Source organism: Acinetobacter sp. LCT-H3, assembly GCF_001866125.1.
In the GTDB taxonomy this organism is placed as follows: Bacteria; Pseudomonadota; Gammaproteobacteria; order Pseudomonadales; family Moraxellaceae; genus Acinetobacter; species Acinetobacter schindleri.
This window is the reverse complement of record NZ_MODX01000034.1, coordinates 1-22,095: the sequence shown is the minus strand read 5'-3', so window position 1 is coordinate 22,095 and position 22,095 is coordinate 1. Positions and strand designations below refer to the sequence as shown.

General features: G+C 35.3%; 11 protein-coding genes and 1 pseudogene. All 12 read left to right on the top strand.

Translation table 11 applies throughout. From position 1 onward, the window contains the following. Positions 1-338, top strand: a pseudogene (locus BK820_RS13390) (AAA family ATPase); the annotation flags it as partial. Between the two features lie 3 nt (positions 339-341). Beyond that, a complete protein-coding gene (locus BK820_RS13385) occupies positions 342-1,064 on the top strand; it encodes an HNH endonuclease family protein (protein ID WP_071321205.1) in 723 nt (240 codons plus the stop codon). A gap of 1,690 nt (positions 1,065-2,754) precedes the next feature. Continuing rightward, positions 2,755-3,759: a hypothetical protein gene (locus tag BK820_RS13380; protein ID WP_071321204.1), complete on the top strand. Its 1,005-nt coding sequence runs from the start codon at positions 2,755-2,757 to the stop codon at positions 3,757-3,759. A gap of 252 nt (positions 3,760-4,011) precedes the next feature. Continuing rightward, on the top strand, positions 4,012-5,580 hold the full coding sequence (locus tag BK820_RS13375) for a type I restriction-modification system subunit M (protein WP_071321203.1): 1,569 nt from the start codon (positions 4,012-4,014) through the stop codon (positions 5,578-5,580). Next, on the top strand, positions 5,580-6,818 hold the full coding sequence (locus BK820_RS13370) for a restriction endonuclease subunit S (RefSeq protein WP_071321202.1): 1,239 nt from the start codon (positions 5,580-5,582) through the stop codon (positions 6,816-6,818). The genes BK820_RS13375 and BK820_RS13370 overlap by 1 nt, the downstream gene beginning before the upstream one ends. A gap of 64 nt (positions 6,819-6,882) precedes the next feature. Then, positions 6,883-8,022, top strand: coding sequence for a PD-(D/E)XK nuclease family protein (locus BK820_RS13365; protein ID WP_071321201.1), 1,140 nt, complete (start codon positions 6,883-6,885; stop codon positions 8,020-8,022). A 39-nt stretch (positions 8,023-8,061) separates the two neighbouring features. Further along, positions 8,062-8,961 (top strand): DUF5655 domain-containing protein, encoded by a 900-nt coding sequence (locus BK820_RS13360; protein ID WP_071321200.1) that lies wholly within the window; start codon positions 8,062-8,064, stop codon positions 8,959-8,961. A gap of 29 nt (positions 8,962-8,990) precedes the next feature. Continuing rightward, on the top strand, positions 8,991-11,867 hold the full coding sequence (locus BK820_RS13355) for a type I restriction endonuclease subunit R (protein WP_071321199.1): 2,877 nt from the start codon (positions 8,991-8,993) through the stop codon (positions 11,865-11,867). A gap of 35 nt (positions 11,868-11,902) precedes the next feature. Then, positions 11,903-12,877: a hypothetical protein gene (locus tag BK820_RS13350; protein WP_071321198.1), complete on the top strand. Its 975-nt coding sequence runs from the start codon at positions 11,903-11,905 to the stop codon at positions 12,875-12,877. 107 nt (positions 12,878-12,984) lie between these two features. Beyond that, positions 12,985-13,191, top strand: a complete 207-nt coding sequence (locus tag BK820_RS13345) for a helix-turn-helix transcriptional regulator (protein WP_071321197.1) — start codon at positions 12,985-12,987, stop codon at positions 13,189-13,191. Then, positions 13,188-15,311 carry a DUF3987 domain-containing protein gene (locus BK820_RS13340; protein WP_071321196.1) on the top strand — a complete coding sequence of 708 codons (2,124 nt, stop codon included), beginning with the start codon at positions 13,188-13,190 and terminating at the stop codon, positions 15,309-15,311. The genes BK820_RS13345 and BK820_RS13340 overlap by 4 nt, the downstream gene beginning before the upstream one ends. Before the next feature lie 386 nt (positions 15,312-15,697). Next, entirely contained in the window at positions 15,698-21,082 is a 5,385-nt protein-coding gene (locus BK820_RS13335) for a PDDEXK-like endonuclease domain-containing protein (protein ID WP_071321195.1), read from the top strand. Positions 21,083-22,095 lie beyond the last annotated feature (1,013 nt).

Here is a 22,095-nt window from a genome sequence, read left to right as displayed (position 1 = left end):
ACAAACCCGGTACGGTTCATCATGTAGTACAAACTGCGCTTAAGGATGAAGTTATTGCACTTGAGAGAAGAAATAACGAAGTAGTAAGACGAGAATTACCAACCTCGGAATATGGTTATCAAGGATGGACGATTGAAGAAATTCTTGAAGATGTAATGGGGATGACTGATCTACGGACCCAGAAATACAATGAAGTAAAAAAACGATTTGATGAAGCATTGGAATCGAAAAACAAACAAAAAGCTCAGCTTGCATTTAATGAGCTGGAGAGAATGCTTCATCCTAACTATCCATTAAAACCAGTTTTTAAAATACAGTTAGATAGTCTTGGAGATTAATCCATGATTAAACTCCAACGTGAACCTAAACCAGCATTTCTAACTGAAGAAAAAGTTACTGAACTGACTGCAAATTTTAAAGCGAACCCTAAACTAACTGTTTGGAAACATGAAGAAATTGGAAAAACACTTTTAAGAAGTAGTGCTAATAAATGTGCATATTGTGAATGTGAACTACAAATTGAAGATTCATATATGCAGGTGGAGCATTTTAAAGATAAGGATACTTATCCTGATGATGTTATTAATTGGGATAATTTATTACCATCTTGCGGACGTTGTAATCGAAAAAAATGGACTCTGGATGTAATTGCTGAACCAATTGTAAATCCGTACGTAGACGTGCCAAAAGATCATCTCTCTCAGGAGGCTTTCAGGCTTTATGGTAAAGATGAAAAGGGAAATATTACCATCAAAAAGCTTTTTTTAAATGATGATGATCGTTTGGTATTGCCAAGATTTTTAGCGTGTAATGAAGTTAATCGACAATTATCTAAAATAGTAGCTAACCTAGCAGATATTGATGATACAAGAGATTCAATATCAACCCTATTACAGTCTTGTCAGGCCGATAAAGCATACTCAGCTTTTTTAACATCTACTTTACATGCAAATAGAGATTACTTGATGATTAAAAACCAACTTCAGACAACTGGGATGTGGGATCAGGACTTAGAAGATTTACATAATAATTCTATGTTGTTGATGTTAGATAAAAGAATTTAATCGAAATAGTCTTAATATAATAAGACAAGGCTCGTCCCTAAGGGATCGAGCCTAATGCATTTGTTAACGCTCTTTGTTGAGCAGATGATTACGCCTGTACTGGCGGTTCAATTTTTTCATGCCGACTTAGGCCATATTCCATTTCATATTTCTACTGCTAGGCAATAGTTTTATGCTTGTCTAATCTGGAAGAACAAGCCACGATTTTTTTCATGCTGGTGTAGCATTATCCTGATTTAAGTTTCAGGCAAACCCGTATAAGTTTATTTTCATCAGTGACCAAACTTCAGAATACTTACACTGTACCAATCTCGGCCTAGTCAGAGAGACCAATCCCCGACTGAGAAACACGACCAGTGTTCCATTAACCTTTCTTTTCTACATATTGTCCAACATGCTCACGCATGTGCCGACTCAAGTTTTCGCAATGAGCATCCCGACTGAAAAAATCGAAATGTTTTAGGATTCGCTTTAAGCTAGCTATCTCATTTAATACGAATCTTACTATGAAGATTTGTATCATAATTTCCGCAAGTAAATACTTGCTTTATATGCGCTACTCACCATCGCTCCCACACTGAAAAAAATACAACAGACTTTTAACCAATTTAAGCCTTTTTATTCAGTGCTTCCCAAGTTATTTCAAAGTGTCTTAATGTGCAGACCGTTTATCCTCTCGCCTGTATACATACTTCCTGTTTCCCCCGACCGTAGTTCCTTAAAAATATCGGGATATGATGTATACACAACTTTGTAAAGGGTAAAACTCTTACACTCCAATCAGCATCTATCGATTAATGCCGTTACACGTTTAAGCTATCCAGCGACCCATTCAGCTTGCGCAAAATGGTGCCAGCTTTTCCAGCGTTAGCCTCAAAGCCCTAGTACCTTGCGGCACTCTCAGCAGCCATCGTGATTGGAAATGAGCATACTTTTCCAAGTAAAAAACTTGTTCGATCAAGCATACACATTCAGCTATTAACGGAGACTATCGCACATCCTATGCTGCTCCTGACTGTATCACTTTGAACAGGGTTTCAATGTTCCACTATTTTCATAATTTCACACCTAACTTGGCTATTACTAACCAAATGACCATTTCACGATAAATCGCTTATAGGCTCCCGTTTCCTTGTCGCCCAACCACTTTTTATTTGCTTGGAACTCTTAAAAAGTGAATGAACGGATAGAAAAAGGATATTGCAATCCTCTAGCCCCCGTTGCAACGTACCGAGCGAGGTTTCCCCAGCAGTCCGCTACATCGGCAATATGAAGATGGTTAGTCTTATATTCAGGGCAATATGTATCAAAGTTTTTGAATGGTGGTCAGCCATTCAAACCACTTCAAAAAAAGAAAGTTGGAATGGATGGTCAATCCACAATTCGATTGATATGCAGCCATATTATCAAAGTTAATTTAATATATCAATATTATTGATATATTATTTAAACAAGTATAAGATTTGCTGATCAAGGTTCGTAATGCGCACTAGGAACTACTTTATTGTCACCTTACAACGTGAGGTGACAGTGCTAGCGCAATTTGATTAATGCTGATGGCTGACGCGCTCAGCAAAATGGGAAATGTAGAGAAAATTATTGTTGATGAACAATTCAAAAATGGATGAAGAAATTTGGATTTAAGTGGATTGTTGATTGACATGAAAAGTGCATAGTTGGATGACATAAAATGATTGATTACAGCCCCCACACAAAATACACCGCACAAAAAATTCAAGATAAGGTCACAAGAGGATCATATTTTTACTGCAAATTTATAGTGCAAACTGAGTTAGGTAAAATTGATATTGAAAAAATTATTCATAAATTAACCGAACGCTATTCATTAAATTTAACCAGTCGGCAAAGAACATATCGACTAAAACAAGGATTACCTGTCGCTGATCTCATTGTTCAAGACATTCTTTATAAAGATGAGTGGTTATTTATCTTGTTGATCAAAACCCCTAATAGCCATCGTCACAGCAAAGAAACCATAGGCAAAGTGACTTCAACAACTAGTTCAGCATATACATCAAAAGATAAAATTGCTGAACTTGAACCTGTCATCTGGGACAAAATTACAGTCGGGCAAGAATTAACTTTTATCCGTCAATACTATAAAGACAATGAACAATTTAATTTCATATTGAATAAACCTTATCTATGCTTAGATTTTGGGAAATGTGAGGCTGAATTAGTACGGTTAAGCCATAAAAAGTATGCTGAACATCAGACTAAGTTTTACCGTAAAAATAATAAGAATTTCTCATGGACGTGGAGATTTAAGAAAACTGAAATAGAGAAACAAAAAAAAGAATTAACCCAAATTCTCAATCGAGTGATTTCCCAAAAAGATCAGACTAAGGCGTTCAATGATCTTCTTGCATGGCAGAATTATTTTAAAGTTTATGCAGTATTCAGAGGCAATCGACAGCAGGCGGGACGTTTATATACCTTCGGGAAACTATTCTTTTTCAGTCGGAAAAGACAACGATGGGATCAAGCACAAATGCCTGTGATGGACTTAACAATAATCGCGCGTTATGAAACCTATGCGGATTCTTATACTGAGTATTGTATGCGTAGATATTTTTATGAATCCTTTGAAGCAGAGCTTCCACGTGAAATTTCAAAAACTGAAGATTGGACATTAATTAATGCGTATATTGATGCTGAATATGACCAACTTTAACAAACCGCCTTGTTATTTATTTTACTTATAAATATTTTTCTAAGCATCTGCAATTTTGATATAAGACTTAATTTAAATTATGATACTTGAACCTGTTAATCTTTTAAAATCCAAATAAAACCTTATATATCAATATTGTTGATATGCATTTAGTGCGACAAATTTTGTCTTTCTATTTCCAATTTTGCTGAAAAAACTTTAATTTTCGGTACACTAGTCATGTTTTATTCATTTCATCGGACATGCATAACAATGACCCACGTACAACTGCAACAATTACAAAAACAACTTTGGAATATTGCCAATACTTTGCGTGGCACCATGGGCGCCGATGAATTCCGTGATTACATACTGGGTTTTATTTTCTTTAAATATTTATCAGAAAAGTCGGTTAATTTTGCTAATGAATTGCTGGATGGCGAAGAAGTCAGCTTTTTAGAATTAGATGAAAATAATGCTGAGCATGTGCCGTACATCGAAGAAATCAAAAAGAATGCCATTGCCGAAGTCGGTTATGCGCTCACACCAAAACAGCTATTCCATACCTTAGCCGAGCGTGGTCGTCAGGGCGAATTCATTTTGGATGATTTAACTGCGACCTTAAAATCGATTGAACAAAGCACTTTAGGCACCGACTCTGCCGATGACTTTGCCAACCTGTTTGAAGATTTAGATCTAAACTCGACCAAGCTCGGCAATAATGCCAGTGACCGTAATGCACTGGTGGCGAAAGTCCTCAGTCATTTAGATGACATTGATTTTGATATTAGTAATACCGAAGCCGATGTACTGGGGGATGCTTACGAATACCTGATTGGCGAATTTGCCTCAGGTGCGGGCAAAAAAGCGGGTGAATTCTATACCCCGCAAACAGTATCGACTTTACTGGCGAAGATTGTCACCCAAGGCAAAGACCGTTTACGTTCAGTCTATGACCCGACCTGTGGTTCGGGTTCATTGTTACTACGGGTAAAACGTGAAGTCAAAGATGTCGATATGATTTACGGTCAGGAAATGAACCGTACTACTTACAACTTGGCACGCATGAACATGATTCTGCATGATGTGCATTTTGCCAAGTTCGACATCAAGCAGGAAAATACTTTAACCCGTCCGCAGCATTTAGATAAAAAGTTTGATGCGGTGGTGGCGAATCCGCCATTCTCTGCAAAATGGTCTGCCGATCCGTTATTTTTACAAGATGAACGCTTTGCTGCGTATGGCAAACTGGCGCCAAGTTCTAAAGCCGATATGGCGTTTGTACAGCACATGCTGTATCAACTGGATGACAACGGCACCATGGCGGTGGTATTGCCGCATGGCGTCTTGTTCCGTGGTTCGAGTGAGGGCGTGATTCGTCAGTATTTGATTGAACAGATGAACGTGGTGGATGCGATTATTGGTCTACCCGCCAATATATTCTATGGCACGTCTATTCCGACCTGTATTTTGGTGCTGAAGAAAAACCGTGAGAATAGCAGCAATATTCTGTTTATTGATGCCAGCAATGATTTTGAAAAGCAGAAGAACCAAAACAAGTTATTGCCTGAGCATTTGTATAAGATTGTTGCGGCATTTGAAAAGCGTGAAAATATTGAAAAATATGCGCATGTGGCGACTTTGCAAGAAGTCAAAGATAACGATTACAACCTGAATATTCCACGTTATGTGGATACCTTTGAAGCGGAAGCCGAGATTGATTTAGATGTGATTGCAAAACAGCTTCAAGCTTTGGAACAAGACAGCCAAAAGACCGATGCCATCATTGCGGATTTCTGCAAAGAGCTAGGCATTGTTTCACCATTTGCGGAGGTGAAGTAATGGCTACGCCAAAGTTAAGGTTTAAAGAGTTTGATGGCAATTGGTCAAATAAGAAAATTGGAAATATTGCATCGAAGGTTGGTAGTGGCAGTACTCCGAAAGGTGGTGCAGAGGCATATACTGATCATGGCATTATATTTATTAGAAGCCAAAATGTTAATAATGACCAACTTCTTTTAGATGATGTCGCTTATATCCCTGAAGAAACTCATTTAAAAATGTCAGGAAGCAAAGTCATAGCAAATGATATTTTGCTCAATATCACTGGTGCCTCTATTGGTCGTAGTTGCGTTGTTCCAAACGATTTTACTGAAGGTAATGTAAATCAGCACGTCTGCATTATTCGTACACCAAATGATGATCCTATTTTTGTTCAATCATTTTTAAGTTCTGAAAATGGGCAAAATGCAATTCAGTCTAAGCAGGCTGGTGGTGGTAGAGAAGGGCTAAATTTTCAAGCTATTCGCTCAATTGATTTTCATTTTCCACCATCAAAACCAGAACAAACCAAAATTGCGTCTTTTCTTTCTGCCGTGGATGAAAAGATCAACCAACTGACACAAAAACATGAGCTACTGAGCCAATATAAACAAGGCATGATGCAAAAGCTGTTTAGTCAGCAGTTTCGTTTTAAAGCGGATGATGGCAGTGAGTTTGGGGAGTGGGAGGATAAAAAACTTGGGGAGATTGCTTCAAAAGTAGGAAGTGGAAGTACACCTAGGGGTGGTGCTGAAGCTTATGTTGATAGCGGTATAATTTTTATAAGAAGCCAAAATGTGAATAATGATCAACTGCTTTTGGAGGATGTTGTATTTATCCCTGAAAATACTCATCAAAAAATGGCTGGTAGTAAAGTTATTGCAAATGACATTTTACTAAACATAACAGGAGCATCTATTGGGCGTAGTTGCGTTGTACCGAAAAATTTCACCGAAGGCAATGTTAATCAGCATGTTTGTATAATTAGAACTCCAAATGATGAACCTAAATTTATTCAAGCTTTTCTTTCTTCTAAAAATGGACAAGATTTGATTGAATCTTATCAAACTGGTAGCGGACGTGAAGGACTAAATTTTCAATCTATTAGATCATTTGATTTGAGTATGCCTTGCCTAGAAGAGCAAACCAAAATCGCTAATTTCTTATCAGCGATTGACCAAAAAATTGAAGTCGTGGCACAGCAAATTGAACAGGCTAAAACTTGGAAAAAAGGCTTGTTGCAGCAGATGTTTGTTTAAGTCTTTTGCCAGATTCTCTTTGGAGTCTGGCTTTTTTATTATGTAATGTATAGGGGAAATAAGAATGAGAGATTTAGAAGATCAACTTATTCAAAAATATGAAAATCTTTTGCTTAAAGCCCAAAAATATAAAATTCCTGAACGAGAAATGACGATTTTTGATACAGCATTAAAAAACCATCATGAAAACCCAATAACAGAACTTTTGGCTTTTTTTCTCAATCCAAATGAAAAACATGGATTGGGAGCAGGCTTCTATAATGGGTTTGTTACTAGTTTAAATGCGACTGAAGAATATGCAGATTTTGATTTCGGTCAGTTTCTAGAGTTATCGACACAACAAACAACGGATAAAGGGAATCGTATCGATTTATGGTTTGAAACTGATACCGCTTTGGTCGTTGTTGAGGTGAAAGTTCATCATCATCAAAATAACCCATTTCCAGACTATGTCTCTTGGGGGAAAAAAAGATTAAAAGAGATTAACCAGTCATGTAAAAAAGAAGAATATTCTACTGAAAAACAACTAGTCACCCTTGTGCTATGCCCTGATGGTGAATGCTATGCGAATCATTGGCTTGGATTAGCTTATAACGATTTGACCTCAGAAATACGAATAGCACTAGCTCATGATATTTTTAAGAACCCTTTAAATAAATGGGGCGTTTTTGCTCGCGATTTCTTGTTGCACTTAGATAGTTTTGTAGACTTATTGGGAACCAATATGGAAAGTTTAAATTTTGTAGTTGATCACATGCAGCAAATTCAACAACTTGTAGAATTAAGGGAAAATGTTTATCAAGAAATTATTGATCATATTAATAATGAATTACAAACAGCTCTTGGTGAAAAATACGAGCCCTATGTAAGAAGACATACATGGAATCGTACACCGGCATTTCGTTTTGTAGGCAATAATTGGAAAGAATGGTCAGAGTCAGTTTTAAATCTTCATATTGATAAAGACCCCATGAGCTATTCGGTTGTTATGTATATTCAAAATCCAACTCAAGAGATTCTTAAAAAAGTGAAGCAATCTCTTAAAAAAAGCCCACATCAATTTTCTAAAGAATGGCATGAAGGTAAGGATAATGAATTCTGGGGAGTGCGTTGGGAATTTTCAAAATTTGATTTGGAAGAAGCAACACAGTTTATTGTTTTTATTCATAAAATTTTAAATCAAGTAGAGCTTGAGTGGAAATAAAAAATTTAAAATAAAGCCAGATCTTTATAAGGTGTATAAATGCAATTATATCAAACTCAAGCCCAGTCATTAGTAGAACTTACAGAAGATCCTTTTCGTTTGGAAAGAGAAATTCAAAGTCTGTTTGAAAACAATCTTTACAGTTTTACAGGTCTGGAATTCATCAAGTCTGAATTCACCATTAAAAACAACCGTATTGATACATTGGCTTTCGATCCCGAAAGTCAGGCCTTTGTAATTATCGAATACAAGCGTGAACGCAATTATAGCGTGATTGACCAAGGCGTTTCTTATCTGAATCTGATGCTCGACTATAAGGCAGATTTTATCGTTGAGTACAATGAGAGCCAGAGCAAACAGCTTAAACGTCAGGATGTGGATTGGTCACAAAGCAGAATCATCTTCGTTTCCCCCAGCTTTACCGACTTTCAAAAGCAGTCCACTAACTTTAAAGATTTAGGCATTGAGCTGTGGGAAATCAAACGCTATCAGGGGGGAATTGTTTCAGTCAATCCATTGCAGAAAGCCAAATCAGCGCCTTCAATCAAGCAAGTGCAAAATGTTGAGTCTGAAGATATTCAAAAGATTGCCAAAGAGATCCAGCAATATGATGAAGCCTATCACTTGGTGGATAAGTCCGATGACATCAAAGAGCTATATGAGCAATTCAGGGATTCGATTTTAAATCTAGCACCTGACATAGAAATGAATATTCGAAAAAACTATATTGCCTTTAAATGTAAGAATTCCAATCTTTTATATGCACATTTTTTTAAAGATTTCATACGCTTTGATATTAGTGAGCAAAGAAAAAAATTAATCGATGATCCTAGAAATTTTTTTAAGGATGTGGTTGATGGGAATTATTTTGCTGTGAAAGTTAAGGATAGTGAAAATATAGAATATATCCTGAGTTTAATTAAACAAACATTAAAGTGAATAATTTAAGATTTTAGAGGGCAAAGGGAATGACAGTACAAAGCGAATATCAACTTGAAAATGAACTGATCGGCCAGCTACAGCAATTGGGTTATGCCTCAGTGACGCTCAAGGATGAAAGCCAACTACTGTCAAACCTAAAAACCCAAGTCGAACGTGCCAATGGACTAGCACCACTGTCTGAAACTGAATGGAAACAGGTCATTAGTTTTTTGAATACCGGAACGGTATTTGAACGGGCCAAGAATCTGCGTGATCTTTTCCCGGTCAAATTTGATGATGGCACCAGCAAACATATTTTTTTCCTGTCTGATGATCCTAGCAAAAATATTTATCAGGTCACTAATCAAATCACCATCGACCACCGTGACTATAATGGCAGAACCAGCCGTTTTGATGTGACCTTACTTGTGAATGGTCTGCCACTGGTACAGATCGAGCTAAAAAAACGCGGCATGGAAATCGCCGAAGCCTTTAATCAAACGCAACGCTATATTCGTGAAGCCTATTGGGCAGGGCAAGGGCAATTTAGTTTTATTCAGCTTTTTGTCATTAGTAATGGCGCAAATACCCGTTATTACTCAAACGGTACAACAGGCATCGAGTTTGCCTTTCCATGGGCGGATGTCCATAACAAACACATCAATGAAATTGTCGACTTTGCCGACGCATTTTTCAATCAACAGCATCTAACTCAAATGCTGACCCAGTACATGGTGCTGCTAGAAACCACCAAAAGCCTGATGGTGTTGCGTCCCTATCAGATTTATGCAGTACAGAAAATTGTGGAGCATGTACAAAACTCCGATCAGAACGGCTATATCTGGCACACTACAGGTTCAGGTAAAACCCTGACTTCATTTAAAGCCAGTCAGATCATCATGCAAATGCGCGATGTAGAAAAGGTCTTGTTTGTGGTGGATCGTAACGACCTCGACACACAAACCTCACGTGAGTTTAATGCTTTTAAAGCAGATAGCGTGGACAGCACCGATAACACATCGACCTTGGTGAAACAGCTGGATCAACGCCACGACAAACTGATTGTGACCACCATCCAAAAACTCAATCGGGCCATTAGTACCGAGCGTTATTTAGAATCGATTGATTATCTTAAAAATAAAAAAGTCGTATTCATTTTTGATGAATGTCATCGCAGTCAATTTGGTGAGACCCATCAGAACATCAAAAAATTCTTCAGCAATGCACAAATGTTTGGTTTTACCGGTACGCCTATTTTTGAAAAGAACAGCCAAAGCAAAGCAGGTTTAAAACTCACCACAGATTACCTGTTTAATGAGTGTTTGCATAAATACGTGATTGTCGATGCCATCCGTGACCGTAACGTCTTGCAGTTCCAGATTGATTATCGTGGCAAATACACCGCCAAAGGCATGGCGACGAATGAAAGTTATGAGGAAGATGTAGAAGGCATCGATACCAAAGAACTGTATGACAATCCGCAACGCCTTGAAATGATTGCCCGCTACATTGTCAATATTCACGATACCAAAACTCGTAATCGTGAATTTACCGCAATGTTCTCTGTCAGTTCGGTCGAAACATTGACCCAATATTACGACCTTTTTGAAAAGGTGCAGGCTGAAAAGCAAATTGAAGATGAAGCACAAGGTCGGATATTTAAACCGTTGACTATTGCCACCATCTTTTCCTATGCGGCAAATGAGGCTGTACCGACTGATGACTTAACTGGCTTGATTCATGAAGAAGCCGCAGATATTCCAACTCAAGTCAATTCATCCAGTCGGGATAAGCTGGATCGCTACATTGCGAATTACAATCGACAGTTTAAAACTAACTACAACTCAGGTGATCAATTTTATGCGTACTACCGCGATATCGCACAGCGCGTAAAAAACAGACAGATTGATATTCTAATCGTGGTCAATATGTTCCTCACGGGCTTTGACTCTAAGCCGCTAAATACCTTGTATGTCGATAAAAACCTAAAATATCATGGCTTAATTCAGGCATTCTCTCGTACCAATCGTGTCTACAATGATAAAAAACCATTTGGCAATATCATCTGTTTCCGCAACCTAAAACGTGCAACAGATGAAGCACTGGCACTATTTTCCAATAAAGAAACGACCAAGATTGTACTTGTTCCCAGCTATGCGGAAATTGAACAGGATTACCAAGCAGCGGTGAGCAAATTGTTTGCCTTAACGCCCAATTACCAATCAGTCGATGATCTTATGACTGAAGAACAGCAACTCGAATTTATTAAAGCTTTCCGTGAAGTGATGCGCTATAACGCGCAATTACAAACTTTTATTGAATACGATCAAGACCAAACACAACTTGATAAGCAGCACTTTGCAAACTTCGCCTCTAAGTATGCTGACCTATGCCGTGCCGTAAGAAAGACCACCAAGAAAGACAAAGTATCGGTATTGGATGATGTCGATTTTCAACTGGATTTACTGCATAGTGATCGCATTAATGTGGGGTATATTATCAACCTGCTACAGCTTGTTGTTGATACAGACTCAGAGGACAAGCGTAAGAAGTACCAAGCGCAAATTTACGATTTAATCAGTAGCGATATTAGCTTGCACGATAAGCAAGACCTCATTCAAAAATTCATTGAAGAAAACATGCCGAAGATGATCAACGGCCAAAGCGTCCAAACAGCTTTTTCTGAATTCTGGGATGCTGAAAAAGAACAGGCCTATCAGCATCTTTGTAAAGAAGAAAACCTGAAACCAGAAGCCATGAAGCAGGTTCTGGAGCATTATGAGTTCACCAAACGCCTACCACGTAAAGAAGAGTTGAAAGACTTGCCTAACTATAAGGTTAAGCTGTTTGAGCGGGATAACGTCTTCACTCACTTGATGGTCAAGACACGTCAGTTGATTGAGAAGTTTTATACTGGTTTATAAATCAGTAACGCAGAATTTCAATTTGAGATAATTAAATGGAAAGAGTTACACAAGAAGACAAAGAGGAAGTAGCTATATTTCTAAAAGAATATAGCAAAATTAATAATAAATTTATTAAAATTAAATTTATAAGTAATAATCTAAAATTTAAAACTTACCTTAGTAATGAGGAAAAGGATTTCCATGTTGAGAAAATTTATTTATTGTTGGAGGATAAGTCTTTTAAAAAAATATTGGAGTGTGAGTTAAAGCTAAGTGATTTAATTCTTTTTTCTAAAAAATATTATTTCTCAATAAAATATAAGGAAAAACTAGATAGTGGTTTGGTATATAGTGGCACTGAATTGAAAAATTGGCTCAATAAACTTGAGTCAGCAAAAAATAAAATGACAAATTTATTAAATGCATCGCCTCTATCGAAAACTAAGACAACAGTTTTTTATTTAAGTTCAAGCTATGTTAATAAGATTTTGAATTATTTGAGAGAAGAAAAAATAATTGCTGTTATAGATATGGAAATGATAGATGTAAGATTTCATGAACTAAAAGAATATGCAAAAAAATATGATAATAAAGATATTGAAGATTTTTTGGAGTATATGAAAAATAATAATTATATTTCTCCTTTAAGTGGTATGGAAGATAATATAAAAATACCAGAATATAAGTTTTTAAGAAAATATAATGATATTTTACTAAGTGAAAAAATATATAATAAATTAATTGATTATATTGAATTTGTGGATAGTGATCTACTTGATTTTTTTTACAAGAAAATAGAAACAGAAATATTAAATATGAAATCTCCACGAGTTGATAATACATCGCATAGAACATTCTTTATTAAAAGCATGTGGGATATTGATGGAAAGGCAGAGATTTCCCCAGATAAGAGACCATACAATATAAATATAATTTCTAAATTAATTCAAATTTTTTACACCGACTTAGATGTACTAAATGATGATGCAGCAAAGGCTAAAGTTAAAGAAATATTAAAAATAAAATAATATATTTCAATCTCTTAGGGTTTTTTATAAAAATAGTAAAAAAACCTAAGGGCTTATAACTTCAAGAAAAATCATGATGGCTCTTGCATTGTTAATGGAGCTCACAAATGCTTTTGAAGATTAAAGATGTTTGTCGTATTTTAAAAATCAGTAGAAATACGTTATATAACTTGCAGCAAAAAGATTCTTCATTCCCGAATCCAATAAAATTTGGAGATAAAAAACAAGCTAGAATTTTTTATCGTGAAAATGAAATAAAAAATTGGGTTTTGAGTTTAAATCCTTCAGATTCTGAGCTGGAGGGTGAAAAATGAATGCAAAAATCATTTTTAACGCACCATTTGCAGCAAGCACCGATCCGGTGACAGGCAATACAACCGAATATCATTCGATTGAAGATTTTATAAAAGGCTGCATTGATGAGCAGCATTTTAAAGTTAAGCCTGAGAGCTATATTTACTCTAAATTGCCGGATTATAACTGTGAAGAATGTGAAGCACTCCCCCTGGTTAATCCTAATGAATTAACTGAAGTTATAGGGTATGGAATCAGAGGTATTGCTAAAAAGTACGATATTAGCCAGACACCATGTAAAGAGATTGATTCTAAAAAAATATCATTTTCTATTGGTAAGGCTGGAGTATTCGCAAGCAACACAAATAATAAATATATGCCGTATGTTCTAGGTACAGACAATATAGATTTATTTGTGAAACTTGCTAAGGCTGGAGAGGCCATTGTGCTTCATAAAGATATTGATACAGCATATCAGATTATAAACAATGGTATGCCTGAAACAATACTTAAAATGCTGGTGGGCGAAAAAACTCCAGTCAATAATGCACATTTATTTATTCAGGCGGATGATGATTTAAAAAATTTAAGTTCCAATCTTATTAAACGCTTTTTCTACAAGGAAAGAGAGCGGATTTTAAAATCACTTGAATCTGATCCAATCGCACAGCCTCAAGTTGAGGAGATGCCAGCGGATCGGAAGGCTGAAAATTTGGATAGCTGGCAAGCTCCAGTGAGTTTAAGAAATGATACTTTGATTCAGTCAAAACCTTATCCGATTAATGAGCTACCGGAAGTCGTGAGGAATGCAATTCTTGCAACCGCTGAATATGTGCAAGTTCCAATTGCAATGGCTGCTCAATGTGTTTTAGCCAGTATTTCATTTTTAGCACAAGGTAAGGTTAATGCACCCAAAGAAACCAACATGGAGGGTATGCCAGCCTCCTTATTCTTTTTAACGGAAGGCGGTAGCGGTGGACGTAAATCATCATGTCAAAAGTTGGTTGAATTGCCTATTAGAGAGCATGAGCGACAGCAGTATAATGAATACAGAAAAAATTTAGAGGATTGGAACGCTAAATCAAAAACAGTTGAATCTAAAGAGTTCGCGCAGTGGGCTTTAAATAATCCAAGACCAACCGATCCGACCAGTATTTTTTCTGACATTACTATTGAAACCTTGACCAAGTTTTATATTAAAGGAATTGTGAAAAATGCTTCATTGAGTAGCGATGAGGCTGGGCAGTTCTTTGATGGTCACACAATGAAGGGTGACACGGCCAAAAGCGCGTTAGGTGCATTTATCAAAATATTTGATTATGGCTATTGTCAGAGAAACCGCGCTTCATCTGATGACAACGGAGCGGCCTATGATGTTCGCCTAACTTTCAACCTGCTTGGGCAACGTGCTGTACTGGCTGGAGCTTTAAACGATCCGACACTAAGAGGACAGGGCTTTTTGCCTAGATTCATTTTAAGCGCTCCAGAAAGCATTGCTGGGCAGCGGACGCATACAGTTGAATTTAGACAAAAGCTAAAAAATTCACACAATGACCCCCGATTAACTAAATTTTGGAATCGTTGTAGAGATATTTTAAAAGATGAGCTACCGGTTCTTTTGAATGAATCGGGAGAAGTTCCGTACTTTCCAGTCATGCAGTTATCAGGTGAGGCTGAGTTACTGGAGCTTGAGTTTTACAATGAGTGTGAAATTTTGCAGGGTAGCGGAAAACAATTTGAATTTATGCAGCCTTTTGCCAGTCGTGCAAATGAGCTTGCCAGACGTTTAGGTGCTGTCCTGGCTTACTTTGAAAAGAAGTCTGAAATTGATTCTGAAATCATGCAGGCAGCTTGTGCTGTTATTAGACATTCTTTGTCTGAGTGGTTCCGATATTCAGATATTGAAATAGCTGATGAAAGCGATTCTGAGAAGCTGATTAAGTACCTTTTAACAAAATGCAAAAAGGAAAAAACCAACCGATTGCAAAGAACGGTAGCAATGAAAGGCGCACCACTTCAAATAAGAAAAGCAAAGGAATTTGACCCATGTTTAAATGAGTTGATCGAGTTTAATTATGTGCGTCTGGTGACAATTAACCGCTCCACTTACATCGAATTAAATCCGGCATTGCTGAAATAGTTGCGATTTTTCGATTTATGGCTGAAACCCCCATGGCACAAGGTTATCCATGTTGCAAAGGGTGTGCGATTCCAATGCGGAGTATGCGACATGAACGGCTAGATATCGCATGTGTCGCATACGAATCGCAAGGGTAATGCGATGCGGAAAGTTAGACAAGGAAAGGATTACAGGGGAAAATCGCAAAATCTCCTGCTCGTATCTTAAGAGAAAATTCTACTTTTAGATCCTTTTATTTTTAGGGGGGATTACCGAGACAAACGCCAGCGTAGAGTGAAATGATCATTTAGCTATACAGGTTTATCAACTATTAAAAAAATGCTAAATTATTATCATAAAGAGCAATGTAAAAATATTTTTTTGAATTTTAGAGGTTTTTAGACTAAATGACCGAGGGTACAGCAACATTTGCATATGATTCATTGGAGTCGATTCGTAAGAGACTATTGGATTTAAGTTCAAGAAATTCGCTGTTAAATTATAAGTTTCCACGTGGTAAGTGCCTTCAGTTCATTGAAACTACACCAAACTCTATATTCAAAGCATTAAATGACAGAAAAATAATAGATCTACTACCAATTCCTAAACCATTAGATGCAGAGCTCAAGAGCTACTATGGGGTGGAGGAAAAGAATGGTAGTGGTATTAAAGATCACGGACCAAGTGTTGAATCTTGGGCAAAGCATTTAGGTTATGAGATTAGTTTTGAATTGAGTCACGATTATACTAGTAATTCATCAAAACCTGAAAATACACATGTTTTACAGAGTTTACTTTATCCAAAGGACTTAGAAACTCGAGTTAAATATATTAGACAACAAGCCGAATCATTCATAAATGAAACAGGTTCGAATGTTTTATATATTGCGATTGGTTTTTTAGAATGGACTGAAAGTAAAGATTCAAATCTGAAACGGTTAGCTCCACTTTTCACTCTACCTGTAAAAATTGAAAAAAAGCCAAAAACAAAACATGGGGGCTATGATAATTTTGAATTATCTATGTCAGATGAAGGATTATTAAGTAACGTCACATTACATGAAAAGTTAAAAAATGAATTTGGCTTAGAATTGCCTTTATTGGATGAAGAAAGTACGCCAGAAGATTATTTTGACTTAATTGAAAAAAATATTTTGTCTCATGAAGTAGGTTGGAGTATTAAACGCAAGGTCTGTATGTGCTTGCTAAATTTTTCTAAGCAAGCAATGTATCAGGATCTTGATCCTACGAATTGGCCTAAAGGGTATTCAATAGAAGATCATCCAGTTATTAAACAATTATTTAGTAAGGTAGCCAAAGAAAGTCAGTCTCATAGTTTCGACTCTGAATATGAAATTGATGATATAGAAGATATCCATGAAAAATTCCCAATCATTTACGATGCTGATAGTTCTCAACATAGTGCTTTAATCGATGCCGTAAAGGGGGAAAACTTAGTTATTGAAGGTCCTCCAGGATCTGGTAAATCTCAAACAATTACAAATTTAATTGCTGCAGCAATCAATGATGGCAAGAAAGTACTTTTTGTTGCTGAAAAAATGGCTGCATTAAATGTAGTAAAAGATAGACTAGATAAAGCTGGATTAGGTGGATTCTGTTTAGAATTACATAGTCATAAGTCTAATAAGTTAAAAATATTACATGACTTAAATGAACAATATAAGCAATTGGGGCACTATGCTAAAATACATGAAATACAAATCACAAAAAACAAACTTGAGTTAAGTAAAAATTATTTAAATCAATATGTAAAAAGAATTAATAAAGAGTGGGGAGAGACGAAATATACAGCACATGAAATTTTAACAAAAGCAACTTACTTCAAGAATTTATTGGATATAAATCCTGAAGATGTATTAATCGATAATTTAAATTTGACTACATTAAATCAGGATGATATCCAAAGCTATATTGATTGGGGGAAATTGTTAGAAAATTCATTTATACAAACTCGGGATCAATGTCCTGATAAGGAGATCTATAAACACTATTGGTTTGGGGTTAATAAGGTAAACTTAATTGATTCTGAAAAAGCAGAAATTGTGAACTTTCTTAAAGAGTGGAACTATGAATTAACAGTAATACAACGTTTATTTTCTGAGCTTTTTTTTAGTGATGATGTGAATTTAGAATTAGTTGAAAGAGTAACTAATAATGCAAAAGAATTACCAAATTTTGATGAGGAAATATCTTATCATTTAATTAATAATCAAATCGATAATATTAGTTTGCTATCTGAATACATTAATTTGTATGATGAAATTAATAAAAACTACAGAGTAATTGTTGCGGTAATTAACAAAGAATATCTTGGAGAGTCAAATTCTCGTGAAGTTGAAATCATTAGGAATTTGATAAATGAAAGCAAAGCATTTGATAAAAGTATCACTTTAGAAGATATAGATCAAGCGATACACCAACTAGAAAAAATTAAGACTGCTTTGTTGGATTTAAAGCCTGATATTGAACTAATTGAAAAGAATATACCTTCTGAACTTAAGAAGGTGTTTGGATATTCAGAAGAAAATTTTAAAGCTATGGAGATACTGGTAGGACATTTAAAAGGGTTGCCATTTGATCTTCTAAAACATAGAAATGAAATATTTGATGAATCTAGTATTGATCAGTTTATAGTTGATTTTGAACCAATATTTAAACAGTTGCATCAAAACTATCAAGATTGTCAAAGACTGTACAAATTAGAGATCTTGCCTAGTGTGGAAGACTTAGAGATAAATTACAAAAATATATGTATAGGTGGATTTTTTAAATATTTTACGATGCGTTGGTGGAGCGCTCGAAAATTTATATTAGGTATCAGTAAAAATGAAGGTACTCCACTTATTGAAATACAAAATAATTTTTCTAAATTAATAGATTTTAAGAAAGATATTGATTCTGCAAATAAATTGAATGATAAATATAAAATATTAAATCATATGTATGATGGAGTTAATACGCCATTAAATGATATTAAAACATTGCGTGATTGGTACAAAGGCGTTCGCCATGAATATGGTATTGGTTTTGATGAGAAGGTGAAGATAGGTTCTGCTATATTAAGATTAGAGAGTCACTTAGTAAAATCTATCATTGAAGAATATGATCGTAAAGTTGCACCTAAGATTAAAGATTTATTGAATTTACTGCAGGGCTTTTCTACTTTATATGCAAGTAAAATTAGTCATTTGAGAAACGTCCACGAAATTATTGATGATGAAAGTGAGATTTCTCGTACATTAATTTCTCTTAAAGAATTAAAATTAAAACTTGGGCCCTTTATTATTGATAAAGAATCTTCATTAGCTCGTATTGAAAATGAATTAATTTTATTTGATGCTAATGTAGTAAAAGTAACTCGATTTAATGAAATTAGAAAAAATTATCCTCAATTGTCTAAAGAATGGAACTTTGATGATTTAAAAGGGGAAATTAATGTTGCTGAATTAAATCGCGCTCAAAAGACTCTTAAGCTTTTAAATATAATTTCTGATTCATTCGGAATTTTAAGAGAGAAACTATCTAAGATATCAGATAAGGAAAGTTATCAAAGATTAAAAAAATCTTTAGATGAAATCTCTCATCATTTCAAAAATGAAGGAATAAGAAGAAAACAATTTGAAGAGCATTCTAATGTTGAAGCAAATTGGACCAATCAGCTTAAAAATTCTTTTATTGAAACGATAAAAAGAAATAATTTAGCTTTAGAGAATGAAGATTGGTTATTTACATGGAGTAATTACCATACTATTAAGAATAAAGCTGAAAATTCTGGTTTAAGATGCATTATTAAAAAGTTGGAAAATGCCGAATTAGAGAGGTATTCAGTTGCTGACGTGGTGCAACTATCTTTATATAGTTCTTTAGCAAAGCATATTATTAATACAGATACACTGATTCAAAAATATAACGGTATAGAATTATCGACTATGGTTAGTAATTTTCAGAATTATGATAATGAATTACTAGTATTACAAAGAAAGCAGATTGCTTGTAATGCCTCATCAGTCGATGTTCCTCTAGGGATTGCTTATGGTAAAGTATCTGATTTAACAGAATATTCATTAATTGCAAAAGAGGTTTCAAAAAAAACAAGACATATTCCAATTCGGTCTTTGCTAGAAAGAGCACCTAAATCAATTCAGGCATTAAAACCATGTTTCATGATGAGTCCTATGTCTGTTGCTCAGTACTTAAAGCCAGGACTTTTTGATTTTGATTTGGTTGTGATGGATGAAGCATCTCAAATTTTGCCAGAAGATGCGATTGGAGCATTAGCTAGAGGCAAAAGTGCAATTATTGTCGGTGATCCAAAACAATTACCACCTACAAGCTTTTTCAGCACATCAGTTAACTTTGACGATGCAAATGAAGATGAACTTGTTGGAGTAGAGGATGCTGAAAGTATCTTAGATTCAGTCTCAATGTTTAAGAAGAGGCGTTTACGTTGGCATTATCGCTCGCGTCATCAATCATTAATTGCCTTCTCTAATAAATACTTTTATGACTCTGACCTTGTTTTGTTCCCATCACCTATCCAAAGTTCTCCAGAACTTGGTATCCGATATAAGAAGGCATCTGGCATATTTGATTCAGGGCGAAACTATAAAGAAGCACAAAGTGTTGTAGATGAAGTATGTGAATTAATTCTTCAAGATAAAGAAGAGTCAATTGGTATAGTTGCGATGAATAGTCAGCAACGGGATGAAATCGAAAGTCAATTAGAACTCAGACTATCAAAAGATTCTAGGTTGCAGGATCTTTATGATAAAAAAATGAAATCTCATGAACCTGTATTTGTTAAGAATCTTGAAAATGTCCAAGGTGATGAAAGAGATGTTATTGTCATATCCATGACTTATGGGCCGTCACAGGTTGGGGGTAAAGTATTTCAAAGATTTGGTCCGATTAACCAAAGTTCAGGTTGGAGACGACTCAATGTACTGTTTACCCGTTCAAAGAAGAGAATGCATGTAATTTCATCTATGAATTCATCTGATATTTTATCATCTGAATCAAGTAGTAAAGGTGTAACTGCATTAAAGGCATTCTTAAGATACTGCGAAACTGGTTTTTTACATGAAGAAAAAGTAACTGGCAAAGCACCTGATAGTGACTTTGAAATAGCAGTCATTAAAGCGCTTGAGAAGCATGGATATGAATGTGAACCTCAACTTGGTGTTGCAGGATACTTTTTAGATCTTGCTGTCAAAAATCCAGCTAATCCAGGAGAATATTTGTTAGCAGTTGAGTGCGATGGTGCAACTTATCATTCTGCAAAATCTAGTAGAGATCGTGATCGTTTACGCCAACAAATTCTAGAAAGTTTGGGTTGGAATATACATCGGATTTGGTCAACAGACTGGTTTAAAAATTCGCAAGAACAAATGCAAATTTTGTTGGAAAAATTGAGAGTATTAAAACCGGCTGTTGATATACAAGATACTATTAATACCCAAATAACACGGCCGACAAGCATTAATATTGAGAAGCAATATTTACTTGAATTTGAAACACAAAATGAATCAAACGATAATATTATTGAAATAATAGAGGCGGGTGATCTGGTGAGATATTTGGATAGTAGGCATCCTGAAAAAATAATGAATGTTAAGATTTCTAATAATCTTAACAATTTCCAGGAAGGTATTACACATGTTAATAGTCCCTTAGGTCAAGCATTAATGGGACTAACGATAGATGACAGTACAACCTTATCTTTGCCAAGTGGTGATGTGAAAATCACTGTGAAAGAGATCATTAAGTCTTAAGTAAATTTTAACAATGGTGGTAAATATGAATTTTGAAATAGAAAAGTTAATGAGAGCTGAGGAAATTGCGGCATCTGGTATTTTTTAGTCTTTCTGAATCTGAACAACAGGCTATATTACAGTGGGGCTTACGTTTATTTGGGATGGGACAGCACAAAGTCGGTGATATACACGTGATTAAATACGAGGGCAGAGTGGTTGTTTTATATGACGGTTCTAGATGGGAAGGGCTTTGTTGCATAAATATGTAAGCATCTGATTTAAATAAATTTAATTTTGGATCAAAAAACAATCAAAACTTTTAAAATCATATAGTTATGNATCTTTGTGCAACAAAGCCGATGGGAAGTCGAGTCATAAGATGCATCAACTGTAGATTTTTGGGGGGAGTTTACAAAAGTAGCTATTATAGATGATGAAATGTATCGTTTAGACGAGAGTGTTTCTGTAAGCGAGGATTTGGTTTAAAGATCCTATACATTAGATCTCTTGTAAAAGTATGCTTACACCTAATTTTTGAATCAGCTAAACCTTGTAAAATATAGCTTGCTGCTGTTTAAATTTTGACTAACGCAAGAAGTCTAATGTAAATGTTATTCAATTAACTAGCCTGAAAAAATGCAATTCGGTTTGCGAGCAAATTAAATGAAAATAATTACAAAAAAATAACATAAATAATTTATGTATCCGAGTTTGTATCATATTCCATTCAATAATAATAAATATATATGAAACATATACTTAAAATTGAGTATGGTAACGTCTGGGCCCACCATATAAATCAACCTCTTGCGTGCATTAATCGTAAGGGGTTTTTTTAATTAAAATAAAAAGGTAGCGAATAGGTAGCAAGAATGACGACAAAAATGTTTCCATTTTTAGATGAACACCTACCATCTGAATTTTTTGCTTCTGTCATGTGAGGCAAATTTTGGAAGCCACGAGTTTGAATGGGTTTCGTTGCACAAACCTATTTCTAAAGGCTTATTCTGCAATAGACCTCTTTCATAAAT